This is a genomic window from Actinomadura barringtoniae, assembly GCF_017573505.1.
GTDB classification, from domain to species: Bacteria; Actinomycetota; Actinomycetes; order Streptosporangiales; family Streptosporangiaceae; genus Spirillospora; species Spirillospora barringtoniae.
This window is the reverse complement of record NZ_JAGEOJ010000009.1, coordinates 157356-175981: the sequence shown is the minus strand read 5'-3', so window position 1 is coordinate 175981 and position 18626 is coordinate 157356. Positions and strand designations below refer to the sequence as shown.

Genomic DNA, 18626 nt, shown 5'->3' with positions numbered 1-18626 from the left:
GTTCACTTGCAGGACAGGATCGCATCATGCCGAACGCGGTTCGGGCAAGGGGTGGGCGGGTAGGGGAAGCGGGTGGTCACAGGGTGACCGAACCGGCACCGTGTGTTTCTTGATCGTTAGGGTCGGGATTGGAAGGATTCCCACGTGACCTCCCCGCTCGCCGCGCCCGTCCGGCTGACCCAGTACGCCCGCGGCGGGGGATGCGCGTGCAAGATCCCTCCCGGTGAGCTCGAGACCGTGCTGGCCGGGCTGGCAGGCCCGGTGAGCGCCGCCGGCGACGGCGAGCCGCTGCTGCTGGGCGGCGACGACGGCGACGACGCGGCGGTGCTGCGCGTCGGCGACGGACGGGCGGTCGTCTCCACCGTCGACTTCTTCACGCCCGTGGTCGACGACGCCTACGACTGGGGCCGCATCGCGGCCTGCAACGCCCTCTCCGACGTCTACGCCGTCGGCGGCGAGCCGGTCATGGCCGTGAACCTGCTCGCCTGGCCGCGCGACGCGCTGCCCTGGGAGGTGGCGCGCGAGGTCCTGCGCGGCGGCCGCGACATGGCCGCGCTGGCTGGCTGCCCGATCGCGGGCGGCCACAGCATCGACGACGCCGAGCCCAAGTACGGCCTGGCCGTCACCGGGATCGCCGACCCCGACCGGCTGCTGCGGCTGGACGCCGGGCGGCCCGGCGTGCCGCTGTCGCTGACCAAGCCGCTCGGCCTCGGCGTCCTGAACGCCCGGCACAAGGCGACCGGCGAGGTGTTCGCGGACGCCGTCGACACGATGACCACGCTCAACGCGGAGGCCGGACGGCTCGCCTTGGAGCGCGACATCGGCTGCGCCACCGACGTCACCGGCTTCGGGCTGCTCGGCCACCTCTACAAGCTGGCCCGCGCCAGTGGCGTCACCGCCGTGGTGGACTCCTCGGCCGTGCCCTACCTGGACGGCGCCCGCGCGGCCGTACGGGACGGCTTCGTGCCCGGCGGCAGCAGGCGCAACCTCGCGTGGGTGTCGCCGCACACCGACTTCGGCCGGATCGCCGAGGAGGAACGGCTCCTACTGGCCGACGCGCAGACCTCGGGCGGCCTGCTCGTGGCGGGGGAACTGCCCGGAGCGCCGGTCGTGGGCGAGCTCGTCGGTCGGGGCCGGCACACCCTGATCGTCCGCTGACCTCCTCTCTCTCCGTTCATTGATGATCACTCTGGGTATATGAGCCCGCGACGAGCGATCATCGGGGGGAACCGCCATGGCGGTGTCGCAATCGGGCCGTGCGCAGGGCGGGCGCACGTTCTTCGGTCATCCGTGGGGCCTGGCCACCCTCTTCTTCACCGAGATGTGGGAGCGGTTCAGCTTCTACGGGATGCGCTCCCTGCTGGTGCTGTTCCTGGCCGCGCCCGTGGCCCAGGAGGGCATGGGCCTCTCGGACGGCACGGCGAGCGCCGTCGTCGGCGTCTACCAGGGCATGGTCTACTTCGTCGCGCTGCCCGGCGGCTGGATCGCCGACCGCATCCTCGGCGCCCGCAGATCCGTGCTGTGGGGCGGCGTCGTCATCATGTCGGGCCACATCTCGCTGGCGATCCCGGGTGACGCGTTCGTCTGGATCGGCCTGGTCCTGATCGTCATCGGCACGGGCCTGCTGAAGCCCAACATCTCCACGATGGTCGGCTTCCTCTATCGCGGCGAGGAGGAGGCGCGCCGCGACGCGGGCTTCTCGATCTTCTACATGGGCATCAACCTCGGCGGGTTCGTCGCCCCGTTCATCACCGGCACGCTCGGCCAGAACGTGAACTGGCACCTGGGCTTCGCCACGGCGGCGGTCGGCATGGCGCTCGGCCTGATCCAGTACGTGCTGGGCGGACGCGGCCTGGGGGAGGCCGGCCTGAAGCCGACCAACCCCGCCCCGCCCCAGACCCACAGGCGCTTCTACCTGCTCCTGGTCGCCACGGCCGTGGGCCTGGTGGTCGTGGGCGGGCTCTCGGCGGCGGTGGGATGGTTCAGCGTCGACAACGTCACCTACGCGATCGCGGTCTTCGCGGTGCTGACGACGGTCGGGTTCTTCTTCTACGTCTTCCGTGGCAAGCACGGCCTGACGCCCGTCGAGCGTTCGAACATGCGCGCCTACATCTGGCTGTTCACGGCCGCCGCGATCTTCTGGATGATCTACGACCAGGCGGCCAGCGTGCTCAGCCTGTTCGCGCAGGACAACACCGACCTCAGCGTCTTCGGCTGGGACATGCCCTCCAGCTGGACCCAGTCGATCAACCCGGTGATGATCATCGCGCTGGCGCCGGTCTTCGCCGCCCTGTGGGTCGGCCCGGGCCGACGGTTCAGCACGCCCGCCAAGTTCGCCTCGGCGCTGATCCTGGTCGGCGGCAGCTACGTCGTCATGGCGCTGGTGCAGTCGTTCGCCGACAGCGGCGTAAAGGTGACCGTGCTCTGGATGGTGCTGGTCTACTTCCTGCAGACCTGCGGTGAGCTGGCGCTGAGCCCGGTCGGCCTGGCGATCACCACCAAGCTCGCGCCGGCCAAGCTCGCCAGCCAGATGCTGGGCGCCTGGTTCCTGGCGACTGCCGTCGGCGACGCGATCGGCGGCCAGATGGCGCGCCTGAAGGGCACCGTGCTGTCGGGGCCGATGTACTTCCTGTTCCTCGGCCTGCTCGCCGTGCTGGCGGGCATCGCGCTGTTCATGTTCGTCACCCGGCTGCGCGCGCTGATGGGCGAGAACGAGGAGGAGGCGGCGGCCGCACAGGCCGGTCCGCCCACGGCATAGGCCGTCCTTCCTGCGACGTTCGCACTAGAGACGCTGAGCGTCAATTCTTGTTACTCATGGTGAATGAATCGAATCCGTTACCGGTTCGACAACCTCATGGCGCGCGGCATGCCGGCGATGATCGGCCTGCTGGTCACGGTGACGCTGCTGCTGGTCGCCGCCGGGGGAGGCCTGCTGATCTACGGGCCGCACGCGGGCCGCGCGCCCACCCTCTTCCAGGCGATGTGGACCGCCTTCATGCACGCCCTCGACCCGGGCGCGCTCGGCAACGACGGGCCCGGGCCCTCCCTGGTGATCGTCCTGCTCGTCACCCTCGGCGGCCTGTTCATCGTGAGCGCCCTGGTCGCGGTGGTGGGCGCGGGCGTCGACAACCGGCTCGCGCACCTGCGCAAGGGCCGTTCCACGGTCGCCGAACGCGGCCACACCGTCGTGCTCGGCTGGTCCGAGCAGATCTTCACCATCATCTCCGAGCTCACCGAGGCCAACCTGTCGCAGGGCGGCGGCTGCGTCACCGTGCTGGCGGCCAAGGACAAGGTCGAGATGGAGGACGCGCTGCGCGAGCGGGTCGGCCGGGGCAAGCGGCTGCGGCGCACTCGGGTGGTCTGCCGTACCGGCGACCCGATCGACCCGGCCGACCTCGCCATCACCAACCCCCGCGACGCGCGCTCGGTGATCGTGCTGCCGCCGACCGGCGACGACCCCGACTCCCAGGTCATCAAGTCGCTGCTGGCGCTGTCGCAGTTGCTGCGCGGCGGCCACCGCAAGCGCGGCGGGCCGAGTCCGCACGTCGTCGCGACCATCGCCGACCGGCAGAACCTGGCCGCCGCGCGCCTGGCGGGCGGATCGGCGGCCTCCCTCATCGACACCGGCGACTTCATCTCGCGGATGATGGTGCAGACCAGCCTCCAGTCGGGGTTGTCGGCGGTCTACCAGGAGCTGCTGGACTTCGCCGGCGACGAGATCTACATGCGCGAGCAGCCCGAGCTGGTCGGCCGCCCGTACGGCGAGGCGCTGCCGGCCTACCGCGACTGCGCGGTCATGGGCGTGTGCACGGCGGCCAAGCAGATCCTGCTGAACCCGCCGATGAACCGGCTCCTGGAGCCCGGCGACCAGCTCATCCTCATCGCCGAGGACGACGACCTGATCGAGCTCGGCGAGAACCCGCGCCCGCCGGTCGACGAGTCGGCGATCTCGCTCGCCGACCGCGCCGCGCCCGCGCCGAAGCGGGTACTGATGCTCGGCTGGCACGTGCGCGCCACCGCCATGGTCATCGAGCTGGACGCCTACGTGTCGGCCGGGTCGGTGCTGGACGTCGTCAGCGACCACCGCGACATGAAGTCCGACATCGTGATGCTCGGCGAACGGCTGAGCTCGCTGACGGTCGAGGCGATCGAGGGGGACGCCGCGCGGCGCGAGACCCTGGAGAGCCTGGACCTGGGCTCCTACGACCACATCATCGTGCTGTGCAGCGACGAGATGGACACCCAGCGGGCGGACTCGCGGGTGCTGGTGACGCTGCTGCACCTGCGCGACATCTCCTCACGCAACGCCCGGCCGTTCACCCTGGTCACCGAGATGGGCGACGACCGCAACCGGGTCCTGGCCGGGGTGGTGCATCCCGACGACTTCATCGTGAGCGAGAAGCTGATCACGCTGCGGATGGCGCAGGTGTCGGAGAACCGGCATCTGGAGGCGGTCTTCAATGACCTGTTCGACCCCGACGGCAGCGAGATCTACCTGAAGCCGGCCGGCGACTACGTGCTCCCGGGCGCCCAGGTCGACTTCTACACCGTGGTGGAGGCGGCCCGCAGGCGCGGGGAGACGGCGATCGGCTACCGGCTGCAGACGGGCGTGCAGACCCCGCCGCTGTACGGGGTGTCGCTGAATCCGGACAAAGCGGAAAAGCTGACGTTCACCGCCAGCGACCGGATCATCGTCGTCGCGGAGGACTGACCAGGACTGAGCAGGGGTGACCAGAGGGTGTAAAGATCCGCACAGGTCGTGTCAAAGATCCCTACAGTGGGTATCGGACCGGTGACGGGCCCGCGGCGGAAGCGGGTCCGGCGACTCATGACCGAAGGAGCGGACATGACCATCGGGGGCATTCTCACCGCCATCATCTTCGGCGCCATCATCGGGGCTCTCGGCCGGCTCATCGTGCCCGGCAAGCAGAGCATGTCGATCTGGCTGACCGTGCTGGTGGGCATCGTGGCCGCGTTCGCGGGAACCGGCCTCGCACACCTGTTCAACCTGAAGACCAGCGGCTGGAACTTCTGGGAGACGCTGTTCCAGATCGCCTTCGCGGTCATCGGCGTCTACCTGGTCTCGGCGTTCTGGCCGAAGAAGCCCAGCGGCAGCGGCAGCGGCGTCTGAGCGGACGCCTTCTGAGCCGACCGAGCTGAGCGGGCCCGTCAGGGTGCCGTCGGCGGACGCAGGACCGGGCGCAGCGCGTCCAGCACGCCCGGGTCCTCGATCGTCGACGGCACCGACACGTCCTCGCCGTCGGCGATGCCGCGCATCGTGCCGCGCAGGATCTTGCCCGACCTGGTCTTCGGCAGCGCCTGGACCACGGCGACCTCCTTGAGCGAGGCGACCGGGCCGACCTGGTCGCGGACCATCGCGACCAGTTCGTCGCACAGCTCCTCGGGGTCGGCGAGGACGCCGCTCTTCAGCACGACCAGGCCGCGCGGCACCTGACCCTTGAGCGGGTCGTGGACGCCGATGACGGCGCACTCGGCGACCGCCGGATGGGCCGAGATGACCTCTTCCATGGTGCCGGTGGACAGCCGGTGCCCGGCGACGTTGATGACGTCGTCGGTGCGGCCCATCACCCACACGTAGCCCTCGTCGTCGATGTGGCCGCCGTCGCCGGTCAGGTAGTGGCCGGGATGCCGGGTCAGGTAGGACTCGACGAACCGCTCGTCGTCCTTCCAGAGCGTCGGCAGCGTGCCCGGCGGCAGCGGCAGGCGCACCACGATGTCGCCGTCGGTACCGGGCTCGGCGGTGGTCCCGTCGGGGTTCAGCACCCGTACGTCATAGCCGGGCACGGCGACCGTGGGGGAGCCGGCCTTCACCGGCATCTGCTCCAGGCCGCGCAGGTTCGCCACCATCGGCCAGCCGGACTCGGTCTGCCACCAGTGGTCGATGACCGGCTTGCCGAGCATCTCGGCCGCCCACTCGTAGGTGCCGGGGTCCAGCCGTTCGCCCGCCAGGAACAGGGTGTCCATGGCCGACAGGTCGTACCCCGCGAGCAGCGCGCCGTGCGGGTCCTCCTTCTTGATGGCGCGGATCGCCGTCGGCGCGGTGAACAGCGCCTTCACGCGGTGCTGCGCCGCGACCCGCCAGAACGCCCCCGCGTCGGGCGTGCCGACCGGCTTGCCCTCGTACAGAACGGTCGTGCACCCGGTGAGCAGCGGCGCGTAGACGATGTAGGAGTGGCCGACCACCCAGCCGACGTCGGAGGCGGCCCAGAAGACGTCGCCGGGGCCCACGCCGTAGATGTTCTCCATCGACCAGCGCAGCGCCACCGCGTGCCCGCCGTTGTCGCGGACGACACCCTTGGGGCGGCCGGTCGTGCCGGAGGTGTAGAGGATGTAGAGCGGGTCGGTGGCGGCGACGGGAACGCAGTCGGCGGGCTGCGCGTGCGCCACGGCCTCGTCCCACTCCACGTCGCGCGGCCGGACCAGGTCGGCGTGCAGCTGCGGGCGCTGCCGGATCACACACCGGTCGACCTTGTGGGTGGCCAGGTCGAGCGCCGCGTCCAGCAGCGGCTTGTAGGGCACCACGCGGCCGCCCTCGATGCCGCACGAGGCCGACACCACGGCCTTCGGGCGGGCGTCGTCGATCCGTACGGCCAGCTCCTTGGCGGCGAACCCGCCGAACACCACCGAGTGCACCGCGCCGAGCCGCGCGCACGCCAGCATGGCGATCAGGGCCTCGGGGATCATCGGCAGGTAGATCACCACGCGGTCGCCGCGTTCGACGCCCAGCTCGCGCAGGGCGCCCGCGAACCGCGCCACCAGGCCGGTGAGCTCCCGGTAGGTGTAGGTGGCCGTGGTGCCTGTGACGGGGCTGTCGTAGATCAGGGCGGGCTGGTCGCCGCGGCCCTCCTCGACGTGCCGGTCCAGGGCGTTGTCACAGGTGTTCAGCTCGCCGCCGGTGAACCATCGGTAGAACGGGGGCGCACCGTCGTCCAGCACCCGGTCCGGAGGCACGAGCCATCGGATGTCCCGGGCCGCCAGGCCCCAGAACCGGGTCGGATCGGCGATGCTGCGCTCGTATGCGGCCGCGTAGGCCCCCATGTCGTCCTCCGAACGTCCCCCGCCCTCATTCGTGGTTCAGGGCGTCCCCCTATAGGGCATGTCCGAAGCCCGTTTCGTCAAGGGGTGGAACTCTTGTGGCGCAGGCCGTGGACCACCGCGACCGCCGCCGCCAACGCCGCTCCGATCGCGACGATGTAGAAGCAGAGTTCGTAGGCGTCCAGGGTCGGCACCGCGCTGCCCGCGATCGTGTGGCCGGTGAGGATGGCGGCCGTCACCGCGCCCGCGACGCTGCCGCCCGTGGTGCGCACGAGCGAGTTGATGCCGCTGGCGATGCCGCTCTGGTCCATCGGCACGTGCTGCACGGCGAGCGTGCCGAGCGCGGCGTAGGCGATGCCGAACCCGATGCCCTGCAGCGCGCTGAACGCCAGCACGTCGTACACGTGCGCGTTGGACACCGCCAGCCACAGGTAGCTGAGGCCCGCGAAGACCGACCCGATGGCCAGCGTGTACGCCGGGCCGAGGCGTCCGGCGATGCGGCCCGCCAGGGAGGAGAAGACCAGCATCGTGACGGTGCTCGGAAGCATGTAGAGACCGACGTCCAGCACCGAGCCGCTCAGCCCGTACCCGATCTTGTCCTTGGGGGCCTGGACGAAGTTGGAGATCAGGGTGAACGCGGCGAACATCGAGAAGCCGAGCAGCATGGACGCCACGTTCGCCGACAGCGACTTCGGCCCGACGAGCAGGTTGAGCCGTACCAGCGGCTGCTTCACCTTCAACTCGATCAGCACCCAGAGCGCGCAGAGCGCGGCGGCGCCGGCGAACAGGCCGATCACGCCGCCGGACGCCCAGCCCCACTCGTTGCCCTCGCTGATGCCCAGCAGCAGGCAGACCAGCCAGCCCGCGAGCACCGCGGCGCCGATCAGGTCGGGCCGCCCGCCGGTACGGCCGCCGGTGTCGGGCGCGCTGAAGGCGATGAGCACCAGCCCCACCGCGGCCAGCCCGGCGGCGATCCAGAACATCGGGTGGTAGCCGGTGACGCGGTCGGCGATCAGGCCGGTCACGATCATGCCGAGCGTGCCGCCGACGCCCATCGTCGCGCTCACGATCCCGATCGCGCTGGTCACCCGGTCGCGTGGGAACACGTCCCGGATCATGCCGATGGCCAGCGGGATCAGCGCCGTGGAGGTGCCCTGCAGGACCCGCCCGACGATCAGTACGCCGAGCGATCCGGACACCGCGCAGACGACCGAGCCGACCACCAGCAGGGCCATCGCGACGAGGATCATCTTCTTCTTGCCGTACATGTCCCCGAACCGCGACAGCAGCGGCGTCGCGACCGCGCCCGCCAGCAGCGACGCGGTGAACACCCAGGTCACCGCGGTGACCGAGACGTCGAAGGCGGTCATCAGCCGGGGGAGGAGCGGGATCACCAGCGTCTGCTGGATGGAGACCACGGCACCGGCGGTGGCCAGGGCCAGCAGGGTCAGACCGGGATGCGCGGGCCGGTCCGACTGCCCGAGCTTCTCGGGCGCCGCTGTGATGGCGCCGGACAAGGTGACCTCCTGGGGGGAAGGAGTAAGGAGAGCGGCGCCGCGGGGCGGCGCGAGATGATCGCGATTCTACTTACTTAAGTTAAGTAATAAGCATGTAAGGTCGATCACATGTCGTCAAGCCAGCGCGTCCCGGCGGGCGGGGGAGTCCCGCCCGACATCGAGGACATCGAGCGCGCGCTCACCCGCATCGCGCACCTGTTCGGCCGCCACCGGCAGCACAACCGCCAGGCGTCCGAGGCGGGCGTGCCGATCGACCGCGCCGCCGTGCCGCTGCTGCGGCTGCTGGCCGAGGCGCCCGACCCGATGCGGCCGAGCGAGCTGGCGGCGCGCCTGGGCGTGGAGGCGCCGCATGTCACCCGGCAGGTGCAGCGCCTGGAGAAGGCCGGCTACGTCGAGCGCGTGCCCGACCCCGACGACCGCCGCGCCCAGTGGGTGCGGCTGCGCGAGCCCGGCTACGAGGCCGTCGAGGCGATCCGCGCCGTCGGCCGCCGCTGGATGTTCGAGGCGCTCGCCGAGTGGTCGCCCGCCGAACGGCAGCGGCTCGCCACGCTCTTCCACCGGATGGTCGACGACTTCGTCGCGCACTCCGACTACCTCGACGAGGCCGCCACGGCCCACAAGGCGGGCGGGCGCGCCGCCTCCTGAGCCGCGCGAGATCGCTTGAGCGCGTGCCGTCCCGTGACGTTCGCCACACCTGCTCCGGCGAACCCGAGGTGTAGGCCGGATCGGCTTCCGCCAGGGGGCTCCGCGTCCTTAGGGTTGCCTATCGTGGACCCCGAAGGCGCGGCCCCCGCGCACATGGACCCACGGCGTCTGGTCCCCCGTACCGACGCCGTTCTGGCGGACCCGCGACTGCGGGAGGCGGCGGCCCGGCTCGGCCGGGCGATCGTCAAGGCCGCCGTCACCTCCGCCCAGCAGGAGGCACGCGAGGGCACGATCGCGCCCTCGTCCGTCGCGGACGCCGCGTTCGCCGCACTGCCGGACAACGCCACCGGGCTGCGGCCGGTGGTGAACGCCACGGGAGTCCTGCTGCACACCAATCTCGGCCGCGCGCCCCTGTCGGACGCCGCACGCGCGGCTGTCACGACCGCCTCTGGCTGCGCCGACGTCGAATACGACCTGGCCACCGGCCGGCGCGGCCCGCGCGGGGCCGGAGCGCTGGCCGCGTTGTCGGCGGCCTGCCCGGCGGCCGAGGCCGTCCAGGTCGTCAACAACAACGCGGCGGCCCTCGTTCTCGCCGCGACCGCGCTCGCCGCCGGCCGCGAGATCGTCATCGGCCGCGGCGAGATGGTCGAGATCGGCGACGGCTTCCGGCTGCCCGACCTGCTGACGTCCACCGGCGCCCGGCTTCGCGAGGTCGGCACCACCAACCGCACCGTGGCGCGCGACTACGCCGACGCGATCGGCCCCGACACCGGCTTCGTGCTGAAGGTCCACCCGTCCAACTTCCGGATCGAGGGGTTCACCGCGGAGACCTCCGTAAACGACCTGGCCGGGCTCGGCGTCCCTGTTGTCGTGGACATCGGCTCGGGACTCCTCGCACCCGACCCGGTCCTGCCCGACGAGCCCGACGCCGCGACCGCCCTGTCCGCCGGAGCGGCCCTCGTCACCGCCAGCGGCGACAAACTGCTCGGCGGCCCGCAGGCGGGACTCCTCCTCGGCCGACGCGACATCGTCGAACGGCTCCGCCGCCACCCGCTCTACCGGGCGCTGCGCGTCGACAAGCTCACCCTCGCCGCCCTGGAGGCCACGCTGCGCGGACCGCGCCCGCCCGCCGTTCAGATGCTGCACGCCGACGTCACCGACGTACGGCGCCGCGCCGAGACGCTCGCCAAGGACCTCGCCGCCACCGGAATCGACGCCCTCGCGATCGACACGGCCGCCGCAGTCGGCGGGGGAGGCGCACCCGGAGTGGAGCTGCCCAGCGCCGCGGTCTCCCTCCCCGCGGCCTACGAGAGCCCGCTGCGCGAACGCCGCGTCATCGGGCGCCTGGACTCCGGCCGCCTCCTGCTCGACCTGCGCTCGACCGACCCAGCCGACGACGCGACGCTCCGCACCGCCGTCCGCGCCGCACGAGAAGAGACCTGATGCACGTCGTCGCCACCGCCGGCCACGTCGACCACGGCAAGTCCACGCTGGTGCGGGCCCTGACCGGGATGGAGCCCGACCGGCTCGCCGAGGAGCGCCGCCGCGGCCTCACCCTCGACCTCGGGTTCGCCTGGACCGACCTGCCCTCGGGTGAACGCCTCGCCTTCGTCGACGTCCCCGGCCACGAGCGGTTCATCACCACGATGCTCGCCGGGCTCGGCCCCGTCCCCGCCGTGATGCTGGTCGTCGCCGCCGACGAGGGCTGGATGCCGCAGACCGACGAGCACCTCGCCGCCGTGAACGCGCTGGGCGTCCGGCACGGCATCCTCGTCATCACCCGTACCGACCTGGCCGACGGCAAGATCGCCCTGCGCCAGGCCCGCGAGCACCTCGCCGAAACGAGCCTGCGCGGCGTGGAATCGGTCTTCGTCAGCGCCACCACCGGCGCGGGCATGGACGAACTCACCGCCGCCCTGGACCGCCTCGCCGCCCGCCTCCCGGTCCCCGACAGCCACGAACCCGTCCGGCTCTGGATCGACCGCTCGTTCACCGTCACCGGCAGCGGCACGGTGGTGACCGGCACCCTGGCCGCAGGCACCATCACCACCGGCGACGAGCTCCTCCTGCTCCCCTCCGGCGACCGCGTCCGCATCCGCGCCATCGAATCCGCCAAAGAGCAGACAGACACCATCTCCGGCGTAGCCCGCGTAGCCCTCAACCTCCGAGGCATCGACCACGACCAAGTCGAACGTGGCATGTCCCTGGTCACCCCCGACAGCTGGACGTACACCACCTGCATCGACGTGCGGACCCGCTTCGGCGAGGCCTCCGGCCGCCTGGCTCGCCAGATGACCCTCCACATAGGCTCCGCCGCCGTCCCCGTCCGCCTGCGCCCCCTGGGCCCCGACACCGCGCGCCTCACCCTCAACGCGCGCCTCCCGCTCCACGTCGGCGACACCGCCCTCCTCCGAGACCCGGGCCGCCGCTCGATCGCCGGAGTGAGCGTCCTGGACGTACGCCCGCCGACCCTCGTCCGCCGCGGCGCCGGAGCGGCCCGAGCACGCGAGCTCGCCTCCTGGCCCGACCGCCCCACCGGCGAGACCATCCTCGGCAGGCACGGCGTCCTCAAGCGCTCCGAACTGGCCGTCATGGGCTGCGCCCCACCCACCACCGCCGTGGACCTGGGCCCCGAATGGCTGGCCGACCCCTCGCACTGGGAGAGCCTGCACCGCAAGCTGACCGAAGACCTGGTCCGCCACGCCGCCGAGCACCCCCTGGCCCCCGGCATCCCCCTCGAATCAGCACGCCTCCAGCTGGGCCTCCCGTCCCGCCAGCTGGTGGCCTCCCTGGTCCGCCCACCCCTCCGCCTGAACGAGGGCCGCGTCTACGGCCCAGGCAACGGCCTCCCACCCCAGGTCAAAGACGCCGTGGACAACCTCCGCGCTGCCCTCCAGGCGTCCCCCTTCCAAGCCCCCACCCCCACCCAGCTGGCCGAGATGGGCTTCACCCCCAAGGTCCTGGCCGCCGCCGACCGCGCCGGAGCCGTCCTCCGCCCCGCCGACGACATAGTCCTCCTCCCCGGCGCCGACCAGGCAGCCCTGGAAATCCTCCAAGCCCTCCCTCAGCCCTTCACCGCAGGCCAGGCCCGCCAGGCCCTGGACACCACCCGCCGAGTAGCCATCGCCCTCCTCGAACACCTGGACCGCCAAGGCCTCACCGAACGCACCGGCGACACCCGCCGGGTCCCCGGCGACTAACGCTCATCCGAGCGAGGCGGGCGTGATGGGCGTGGTGGGTGTCAGGCGAACTCAGCGGCAGATCATGAAGTCGGGGAACTCGGCGGCTGTCGGGAGCGGCGCGTCCGCGGCCAGGGCGCCGATGTAGACGACGGCCTCCTCGAACTGCGAGTAGGAGAAGCCCTCGAAGGTCTGGCCGATGACCAGGATGTTCCCGTCCCGGCGCCAGGCCGCGTACCGCCACGAGTACGAGCCGGTGGACACCGCGCTTCCCCCGGTCCTGACGTCGCGCTCCGGTGGGCCGAGCCGTTCGGCGAACCGGCCGATGGCCGCGTCGACGTGGGCGTCGAACTGCCCGCGGCCGGCACCCGCGCGGCTCGACCAGCCGGGCAGCGAGCCCCAGGCGTCGTAGCCCCACACCTCTCCGCCCACCTGGTAGGACTGCGAGAACGGCATAGAGAAGCAGGTGTCACCGTGCACCACATGACCCAGGTCGGTGACGAAGCGCCCATCGCCGGTCGGCATGTCCTCGTCCTGCCAGCCGAGCTCACGCATCGCCTGATCGGTGGCCTTCGGGTCGTCCCAGGACAGATCCGCCAGCTCGACGATTGCGCGGACCAGATCCGGGGTGACGGGGCAAACGGCGACGTAGTCCTCGATGCCGCTGGCTTGGTCTTCAGGCATGTGCGGCGTCCACTCTCGAACTTCACGACCAGGCATCGAACCCCCGCGAACCTATCCGGCCGGTCGGGCCGGTCGGGCCGCGCCTTCTCCAGACCGCGGGTGCGGGGAAAATGGTTTGAAACGGGTCTCGGCTTTCTGGCGTCATAGATCACGGTTCGGATCCCTCAGACGACGGAAAGGAGCAGGTGATGCCGTACCAGACGCTCAAGGGCGGCCGCGTTCCGATCCGGATGTGGACCGATCCCGGCGCTGTCGAGGACGTGGCGCTCGAGCAGCTGCAGAACGTGTCGCGGCTGCCGTGGATCGAAGGCCTGGCGGTCATGCCGGACGTTCACTACGGCAAGGGCGCGACGGTGGGGTCGGTGATCGCGATGCGCGACGCGGTGTCGCCGGCGGCGGTCGGGGTCGACATCGGCTGCGGGATGACCGCGGTCAAGTCGAGCCTCACGGTCGAGGACATGCCCGACGATCTGGCGAAGCTCCGGAGCAAGCTGGAGAAGGCGATTCCGGTCGGCCGCGGTTCACACAAGGACGCGGTGGACCCGTCGGGTCTGCCCAACCTGAAGGAACGCGGCTGGTACGACTTCTGGAAGGAGCTCGACGAGCTCCATCCGGCGGTCCGCGGCCGGCTCGGCCGTGCGCGCAGCCAGCTCGGCTCGCTTGGCTCGGGAAACCACTTCATCGAGCTGTGCGCCGACGACGACGGCGCGATCTGGCTCGTGCTGCACTCGGGGTCGCGCAACATCGGCAAGGAGCTCGCGGAGCACCATGTCGAGGCCGCGCGGAAGCTGCCGCACAACCAGGACCTGCCGGACAAGGACCTCGCGGTCTTCCTGGCGGGCACGGTGAAGATGGACGCCTACCGGCGTGATCTGTTCTGGGCTCAGGACTACGCGCGGCGTAACCGTGCGGTCATGATGGCGCTCGCGCAGAACGTGATGACCCGTGCGTTCGGCGAGAAGCGGTGCAGGTGGGGCGAGGTGATCTCCTGCCACCACAACTATGTGGCGGAGGAGACCTATGACGGGGTGGAGCTCCTGGTGACCCGGAAGGGCGCGATTCGTGCCGGTGCCGGTGACCTGGGGATCATTCCGGGGTCGATGGCCACCGGCACCTACATCGTGCGAGGCCTGGGGAACGAGGCCGCGTTCAACTCCGCGTCGCACGGCGCGGGGCGCAAGATGAGCCGGAACAAGGCGCGCAAGGCCTTCACGGTGGAGGACCTGGTCGAGCAGACCAAGGGCGTCGAGTGCCGCAAGGACGGTGGGGTGCTCGACGAGATTCCGGGGGCCTACAAGGACCTGGAGACCGTGATGGAGTCGCAGGCCGACCTCGTCGAGGTCGTGGCGCACCTGCGCCAGCTCATCTGCATCAAGGGTTGACCGGGGCGGTCCTCCTGCTAGTGGACGCGCAGGAGGACCGGCCAGGTCGAGGGGCCGACGACGCCGTCGTCGCTGACGCCGCCCCAGCGCTGGACGGCCTTGACGGCCTTCTCGGTGCTGTCGCCGAACGTGCCGTCGATCTTGATCTCGGGGTGGCTGCGGGCCATCAGGAGGCCCTGGAGGGACTCCACGTGCTCGCCTTTGGCGCCGTGCTTGAGGGTGGGGAGCTTGTCCACGATGGTCTCCGTCCAGTTGGAGGTCGATCCGGAGTAGTCGGGGCGGCCGTAGCCGGCGATGACGCTGGAGGAACGGACGCGGCGGCGGACCGAGTCGGAGGTGTTGGCCTCGATGGTCTGGACGCGGCCGTTGCCGAGGGCCTTCTCGACGATGCCGACGTGGTCGATGGCGCCGACGGAGTTGGTGCTGCCCCAGTCGAAGAAGACGATGTCGCCGGGCTTGGCCTTGTTCACGTTGGCGGTCGTGCCGGAGTACCAGCGCTTGATCTTCTGGAAGTCCTCGGCGTGCCAGACGGTGTAGGCGCGGTCGCCGGCGGGGAGCACGGCCTTGGCGTTGTCGGAGTGCCTGGCCCAGTAGGTGATCCCCATGTCGCACCAGCTGGCCTTCAGGAACTCCGAGCCGTGGCGGCCCGCGTACTCGCGCGTGATGGTGTTGGGCCGGCCCGACATCCCGAGCGACTTGCGGGCCTGGGCGATCATGTCCCCGGCGGTGCCCTGTCGCGCCGCGGCGGCCGCAGGCTCGGCGGCAGTGGCCTCAGCGGCCGTGGGCTCGGCGGCCGTGGGCTCGGCGGCCGTGGCCTCGGCCGCGGGCTGCTCGCGTCGGCCGAACAGCTGTCCGATGCGCCTGAACGCGTTCTTGATGCCCTCGACCATCAGGTGCCCTCCCCGCGGTAGACGCCGTCGGCGTCGGGCTCGCCGTAGAGCTCGCGCAGCACCTGTTCCTCGTCGGGTTCGGTGGCGCGGTGGACGTCGGGATTGGCGTCCACCTGGTCCATCAGGTCGATCTCTTTCATCGCTCCTCCGGCGGTCTCTGCGAGCAAACCAACACGAAGCGCGACGATAGTGGCACAAACGATCTCGTGTCCGGCTTTTGCCATTGACGGGGCCCGGGTGGCCTGTAACTTTGTAATCATGGTTACGATCTTGGAGCATGGCGGCGGCGAGGACGCCTGGCACCACTTCGTGGACGTCTTCTATGGGCACTGTCTGACGGACCCTTTGCTGAAGCCGCTCTTCGGAGCGGGCAAGCCGGAGCACGTGCCGCACCTGACCGCCTTCGAGATCGAGGCGTTCGGCGGGCCGGACCGGTTCACCGAGGAGCTCGGCGGGATGCCGCACCTGATCGACGTGCACCGCGGGTTGAAGATCACCGAGGAGCAGCGGCAGCGGTTCGTGGAGCTCTACCTGGCCTCGGCGGACGAGGTGGGCATGCCGAAGGACGCCCCGTTCCGCGAGGCGCTGCGCACGCACGTCGAGTTCGGGACGCAGGTCGCCAAGCAGAACTCGCACGCCGAGGCCGACGACGAGCTGCACCCGCTGCGGACCGTGCCGAAGTGGGACTGGCCGGACGGCTCCTAGGGGAGGTTGCGGTCGATGAAGGCCGTGACGTCGCCCAGCACCTCGTCCTTGTTGGTCTCGTTGAAGACCTCGTGGCGGGCCTCGGGATAGATCTTCTCGGTCAGGTCGTCGCCGCGGATCGCGTCGATGCCGGTCCGGGTCCCGTCCAGCGGTACGAGCTGGTCGTCGGAGCCGTGCACCCAGAGGGTCGGCAGCGCGCCGAGCGAGCCGTGGGCGTTGATCGCCTGCACGGTGGCGTCCAGCGCCTCGACGGTCGGCCGCTTGAACGGGCCGTGCCAGACCAGCGGGTCGGCGCTGTAGGCCTTGCCGACCTCGGGGTCGCGCGACAGCGTGTCGGTGTCGATCGGGATGTCGGGGATCTCGTCCAGGGCGAGGAGCGCGGCCAGGGCGTCCCAGCGGCCGAGGACGGGGCCCGAGAGCACCAGCGCGGTCAGCTCGGACCCGTAGCGCTGGGCGTAGCGGGCGGCGATCATGCCGCCCATCGAGTGGCCGATCATGACGACGGGCACGCCCGGGTGGTCGACGTGCGCGGCCTCGACGACGGTGTGGAGGTCGGTGACGACCTCCTCGAAGTCGGTGATCAGCACCCGCTCGCCCGCGGACCGGCCGTGTCCCTGGTGGTCGGGGCCGCAGACCACGGCCCCGTGCGCGTTCAGGACGGCGGCGACGTGCTCGTACCGGCCCAGGTGCTCGCCGTAGCCGTGCACGAGGACGGCCACGTAGCGCGGCGGCTCGTGCGGCCAGGAGTGGGCGGTGACGGCGCCGCGCACCCCGGCGAACTCCCAGTGTCGTGCCGTGGTCACGCGCGCCTCCCACATCAGCGTTGAGATCATCGATTGGATGATCCGCCAAAGGATCCACCCTCGGGCGTGGCCGATACCGTCTCTCGGGATGCGGCAGAACGTCAACCGGCGGCATAGGCTGGACTGATCCACCCGATACCGGGCGGCGAACCGCACAGGGGCCGTCCAGCGGCAGAAAGGGGCGCCCGTGCTGGTCGACACCTTCGGTCGGACCGCGACCGACCTGCGGGTCTCCCTGACCGACCGGTGCAACCTGCGGTGCTCGTACTGCATGCCGCCCGAGGGTCTGGACTGGCTGCCGAAGCCCGAGCTGCTCACCGACGACGAGGTGATCCGCCTGGTCGGGCTGGGCGTGCGCGAGCTCGGCATCACCGAGGTCCGCTACACCGGCGGCGAGCCGCTGCTGCGCCGCGGCCTGCCCGCCATCGTGGCCCGCACCGCCGAGCTGGAGCCGCGGCCCGAGATCTCCCTGACCACCAACGGGATCGGGCTGGACCGGCTGGCGGCGCCGCTGGCCGAGGCGGGCCTGGACCGGGTGAACGTCTCGCTGGACACCCTGGACCGCGAGACCTTCAAGCGGCTGGCGCACCGCGACCGCCTGGACGACGTCCTGAAGGGCCTCGCGGCGGCCAAGGACGCGGGCCTCGGCCCGATCAAGATCAACGCGGTGCTGATGCGCGGGATCAACGACCACGAGGCGGTGCCGCTGCTGCGCTACTGCCTGGAGCACGGCTACCGGCTGCGGTTCATCGAGCAGATGCCGCTGGACGCCCAGCACGGCTGGACCCGCGAGAACATGATCAGCGCGGACGAGATCCTGGCCCTGCTCGGCGAGGAGTTCGACCTCGCTCCCGACGAGCCGGAGGCGCGCGGCAGCGCGCCCGCCGAGAACTTCTTCGTGAACGGCGGACCGGAGACGGTCGGCGTGATCGGATCGGTCACCCGCCCGTTCTGCGGAGCCTGCGACCGGGTGCGGCTGACCGCCGACGGGCAGATCCGCAACTGCCTGTTCGCCACCGAGGAGTCCAACCTGCGCGACGGGATGCGCGCGGGCGCCTCCGACACCGAGCTCACCGACCGCTGGCGCAAGGCCGTGTGGACCAAGCGCGCCGGTCACGGGATCGACGACCCGTCGTTCCTGCAGCCCGCGCGCCCGATGTCGGCGATCGGTGGCTGAGCCGGCGGCTTCCTTCGACGCCGTCGTCCTGGCCGGCGGCCGGGCCCGGCGGTTCGGCGGCGCGGACAAGCCGGCGATGCCGGTCGGCGGCCGCCCGCTGATCTCCTGCGTCGTCGAGGCCGTCTCCGGCGCGGAGCAGGTCGTGGTCGTCGGCCCGCAGCGTCCCGGTCTGGAGAACGTGATCGTCGTACGGGAGGACCCACCCGGCGCCGGGCCCGTTCCGGCGCTGCGCACGGGCCTGGCCCGCGTGCGCGCGCCCAGGCTGGTCCTGCTGGCCGCCGACCTGCCGTTCATCACCGCCGCCGACGTCGACCGCCTGCTGCGGGCCGTGAGCGGCACCGGAGCGGTCATGGTCGACGACGACGGCCGCGAGCAGTGGCTCACCGGCGCCTGGCGCACGGACCGGCTCGCCGCCGCCCTCGACGGCTACGACGGCGCCTCGCTGCGGGGCCTCCTCGCGCCGCTGGCCCCGGTCACCCTCGCCTCGGCGGCGGGGGAGCGGCAGCCCTGGTACGACTGCGACACCCCCGAGGAGCTGGCGCGCGCCGAACGCCTCGCCGGGCCCTAGCCGTGCCAGAGTGGGACCCT

Annotated in this window: 17 protein-coding genes; 11 read left to right on the top strand and 6 right to left on the bottom strand. The window is 71.3% G+C overall.

Annotation, left to right across the window (positions count from 1 at the left end; genetic code table 11):
• The first annotated feature begins 144 nt into the window (after window positions 1-144).
• The 4 genes from selD (at window position 145) to J4573_RS22740 (ending at window position 5131) form a co-directional block, all read left to right on the top strand.
• A complete protein-coding gene (gene selD, locus J4573_RS22755; protein WP_208257822.1) occupies window positions 145-1158 on the top strand; it encodes a selenide, water dikinase SelD in 1014 nt (337 codons plus the stop codon).
• Between the two features lie 76 nt (window positions 1159-1234).
• Window positions 1235-2758 (top strand): peptide MFS transporter, encoded by a 1524-nt coding sequence (locus J4573_RS22750; RefSeq protein ID WP_208257821.1) that lies wholly within the window; start codon window positions 1235-1237, stop codon window positions 2756-2758.
• 63 nt (window positions 2759-2821) lie between these two features.
• A complete protein-coding gene (locus J4573_RS22745) occupies window positions 2822-4711 on the top strand; it encodes a CASTOR/POLLUX-related putative ion channel (RefSeq protein WP_208257820.1) in 1890 nt (629 codons plus the stop codon).
• A gap of 135 nt (window positions 4712-4846) precedes the next feature.
• Entirely contained in the window at window positions 4847-5131 is a 285-nt protein-coding gene (locus tag J4573_RS22740; protein ID WP_208257819.1) for a GlsB/YeaQ/YmgE family stress response membrane protein, read from the top strand.
• 38 nt (window positions 5132-5169) lie between these two features.
• Here the strand turns inward: J4573_RS22740 and J4573_RS22735 are convergent, their stop codons facing one another.
• Window positions 5170-7059: a propionyl-CoA synthetase gene (locus J4573_RS22735; RefSeq protein ID WP_208257818.1), complete on the bottom strand. Its 1890-nt coding sequence runs from the start codon at window positions 7057-7059 to the stop codon at window positions 5170-5172.
• A gap of 77 nt (window positions 7060-7136) precedes the next feature.
• Complete coding sequence (locus J4573_RS22730; RefSeq protein ID WP_243773424.1) at window positions 7137-8573, bottom strand: MFS transporter; 1437 nt, start codon at window positions 8571-8573, stop codon at window positions 7137-7139.
• A 108-nt stretch (window positions 8574-8681) separates the two neighbouring features.
• Between J4573_RS22730 and J4573_RS22725 the strand changes: the two genes are divergently transcribed.
• The 3 genes from J4573_RS22725 (at window position 8682) to selB (ending at window position 12418) form a co-directional block, all read left to right on the top strand.
• Window positions 8682-9218 carry a MarR family winged helix-turn-helix transcriptional regulator gene (locus J4573_RS22725; RefSeq protein ID WP_208257817.1) on the top strand — a complete coding sequence of 179 codons (537 nt, stop codon included), beginning with the start codon at window positions 8682-8684 and terminating at the stop codon, window positions 9216-9218.
• A 123-nt stretch (window positions 9219-9341) separates the two neighbouring features.
• A complete protein-coding gene (gene selA / locus J4573_RS22720; RefSeq protein ID WP_307796797.1) occupies window positions 9342-10661 on the top strand; it encodes an L-seryl-tRNA(Sec) selenium transferase in 1320 nt (439 codons plus the stop codon).
• Window positions 10661-12418, top strand: coding sequence for a selenocysteine-specific translation elongation factor (gene selB / locus J4573_RS22715; protein ID WP_208257816.1), 1758 nt, complete (start codon window positions 10661-10663; stop codon window positions 12416-12418). Before selA ends, selB begins: the two co-directional genes overlap by 1 nt.
• Window positions 12419-12469: 51 nt before the next feature.
• On the opposite strand, the gene J4573_RS22710 is transcribed toward selB, so the two are convergent.
• Window positions 12470-13081 (bottom strand): hypothetical protein, encoded by a 612-nt coding sequence (locus J4573_RS22710; protein WP_208257815.1) that lies wholly within the window; start codon window positions 13079-13081, stop codon window positions 12470-12472.
• A 188-nt stretch (window positions 13082-13269) separates the two neighbouring features.
• Here J4573_RS22710 and J4573_RS22705 point away from each other — a divergent pair, with 188 nt between their 5' ends.
• The gene (locus J4573_RS22705; RefSeq protein ID WP_208257814.1) at window positions 13270-14463 is read left to right on the top strand and encodes an RtcB family protein; all 1194 of its coding nucleotides are present in this window, start codon (window positions 13270-13272) and stop codon (window positions 14461-14463) included.
• A gap of 17 nt (window positions 14464-14480) precedes the next feature.
• On the opposite strand, the gene J4573_RS22700 is transcribed toward J4573_RS22705, so the two are convergent.
• Window positions 14481-15353: a peptidoglycan-binding protein gene (locus J4573_RS22700; protein ID WP_243773423.1), complete on the bottom strand. Its 873-nt coding sequence runs from the start codon at window positions 15351-15353 to the stop codon at window positions 14481-14483.
• A complete protein-coding gene (locus J4573_RS22695) occupies window positions 15353-15493 on the bottom strand; it encodes a hypothetical protein (protein WP_208257813.1) in 141 nt (46 codons plus the stop codon). The genes J4573_RS22700 and J4573_RS22695 overlap by 1 nt, the downstream gene beginning before the upstream one ends.
• 118 nt (window positions 15494-15611) lie before the next feature.
• Between J4573_RS22695 and J4573_RS22690 the strand changes: the two genes are divergently transcribed.
• Window positions 15612-16058 (top strand): group II truncated hemoglobin, encoded by a 447-nt coding sequence (locus J4573_RS22690; protein ID WP_208257812.1) that lies wholly within the window; start codon window positions 15612-15614, stop codon window positions 16056-16058.
• On the opposite strand, the gene J4573_RS22685 is transcribed toward J4573_RS22690, so the two are convergent.
• Window positions 16055-16861, bottom strand: a complete 807-nt coding sequence (locus J4573_RS22685) for an alpha/beta hydrolase (protein WP_372442878.1) — start codon at window positions 16859-16861, stop codon at window positions 16055-16057. The genes J4573_RS22690 and J4573_RS22685 overlap by 4 nt on opposite strands.
• A gap of 187 nt (window positions 16862-17048) precedes the next feature.
• Here J4573_RS22685 and moaA point away from each other — a divergent pair, with 187 nt between their 5' ends.
• Entirely contained in the window at window positions 17049-18038 is a 990-nt protein-coding gene (moaA, locus tag J4573_RS22680; protein WP_208257811.1) for a GTP 3',8-cyclase MoaA, read from the top strand.
• On the top strand, window positions 18031-18606 hold the full coding sequence (gene mobA / locus J4573_RS22675) for a molybdenum cofactor guanylyltransferase (RefSeq protein ID WP_208257810.1): 576 nt from the start codon (window positions 18031-18033) through the stop codon (window positions 18604-18606). Before moaA ends, mobA begins: the two co-directional genes overlap by 8 nt.
• Window positions 18607-18626: the final 20 nt, after the last annotated feature.

Coding starts and splice junctions, on each gene's coding strand:
- J4573_RS22750 (WP_208257821.1), top strand. CDS start 1,235: ATGGCGGTGTCGCAATCGGGCCGTGCGCAGGGCGGGCGCACGTTCTTC.
- J4573_RS22745 (WP_208257820.1), top strand. CDS start 2,822: ATGAATCGAATCCGTTACCGGTTCGACAACCTCATGGCGCGCGGCATG.
- J4573_RS22740 (WP_208257819.1), top strand. CDS start 4,847: ATGACCATCGGGGGCATTCTCACCGCCATCATCTTCGGCGCCATCATC.
- J4573_RS22735 (WP_208257818.1), bottom strand. CDS start 7,059: ATGGGGGCCTACGCGGCCGCATACGAGCGCAGCATCGCCGATCCGACC.
- J4573_RS22725 (WP_208257817.1), top strand. CDS start 8,682: ATGTCGTCAAGCCAGCGCGTCCCGGCGGGCGGGGGAGTCCCGCCCGAC.
- selB (WP_208257816.1), top strand. CDS start 10,661: ATGCACGTCGTCGCCACCGCCGGCCACGTCGACCACGGCAAGTCCACG.
- J4573_RS22710 (WP_208257815.1), bottom strand. CDS start 13,081: ATGCCTGAAGACCAAGCCAGCGGCATCGAGGACTACGTCGCCGTTTGC.
- J4573_RS22705 (WP_208257814.1), top strand. CDS start 13,270: ATGCCGTACCAGACGCTCAAGGGCGGCCGCGTTCCGATCCGGATGTGG.
- J4573_RS22700 (WP_243773423.1), bottom strand. CDS start 15,353: ATGGTCGAGGGCATCAAGAACGCGTTCAGGCGCATCGGACAGCTGTTC.
- J4573_RS22695 (WP_208257813.1), bottom strand. CDS start 15,493: ATGAAAGAGATCGACCTGATGGACCAGGTGGACGCCAATCCCGACGTC.
- J4573_RS22690 (WP_208257812.1), top strand. CDS start 15,612: ATGGTTACGATCTTGGAGCATGGCGGCGGCGAGGACGCCTGGCACCAC.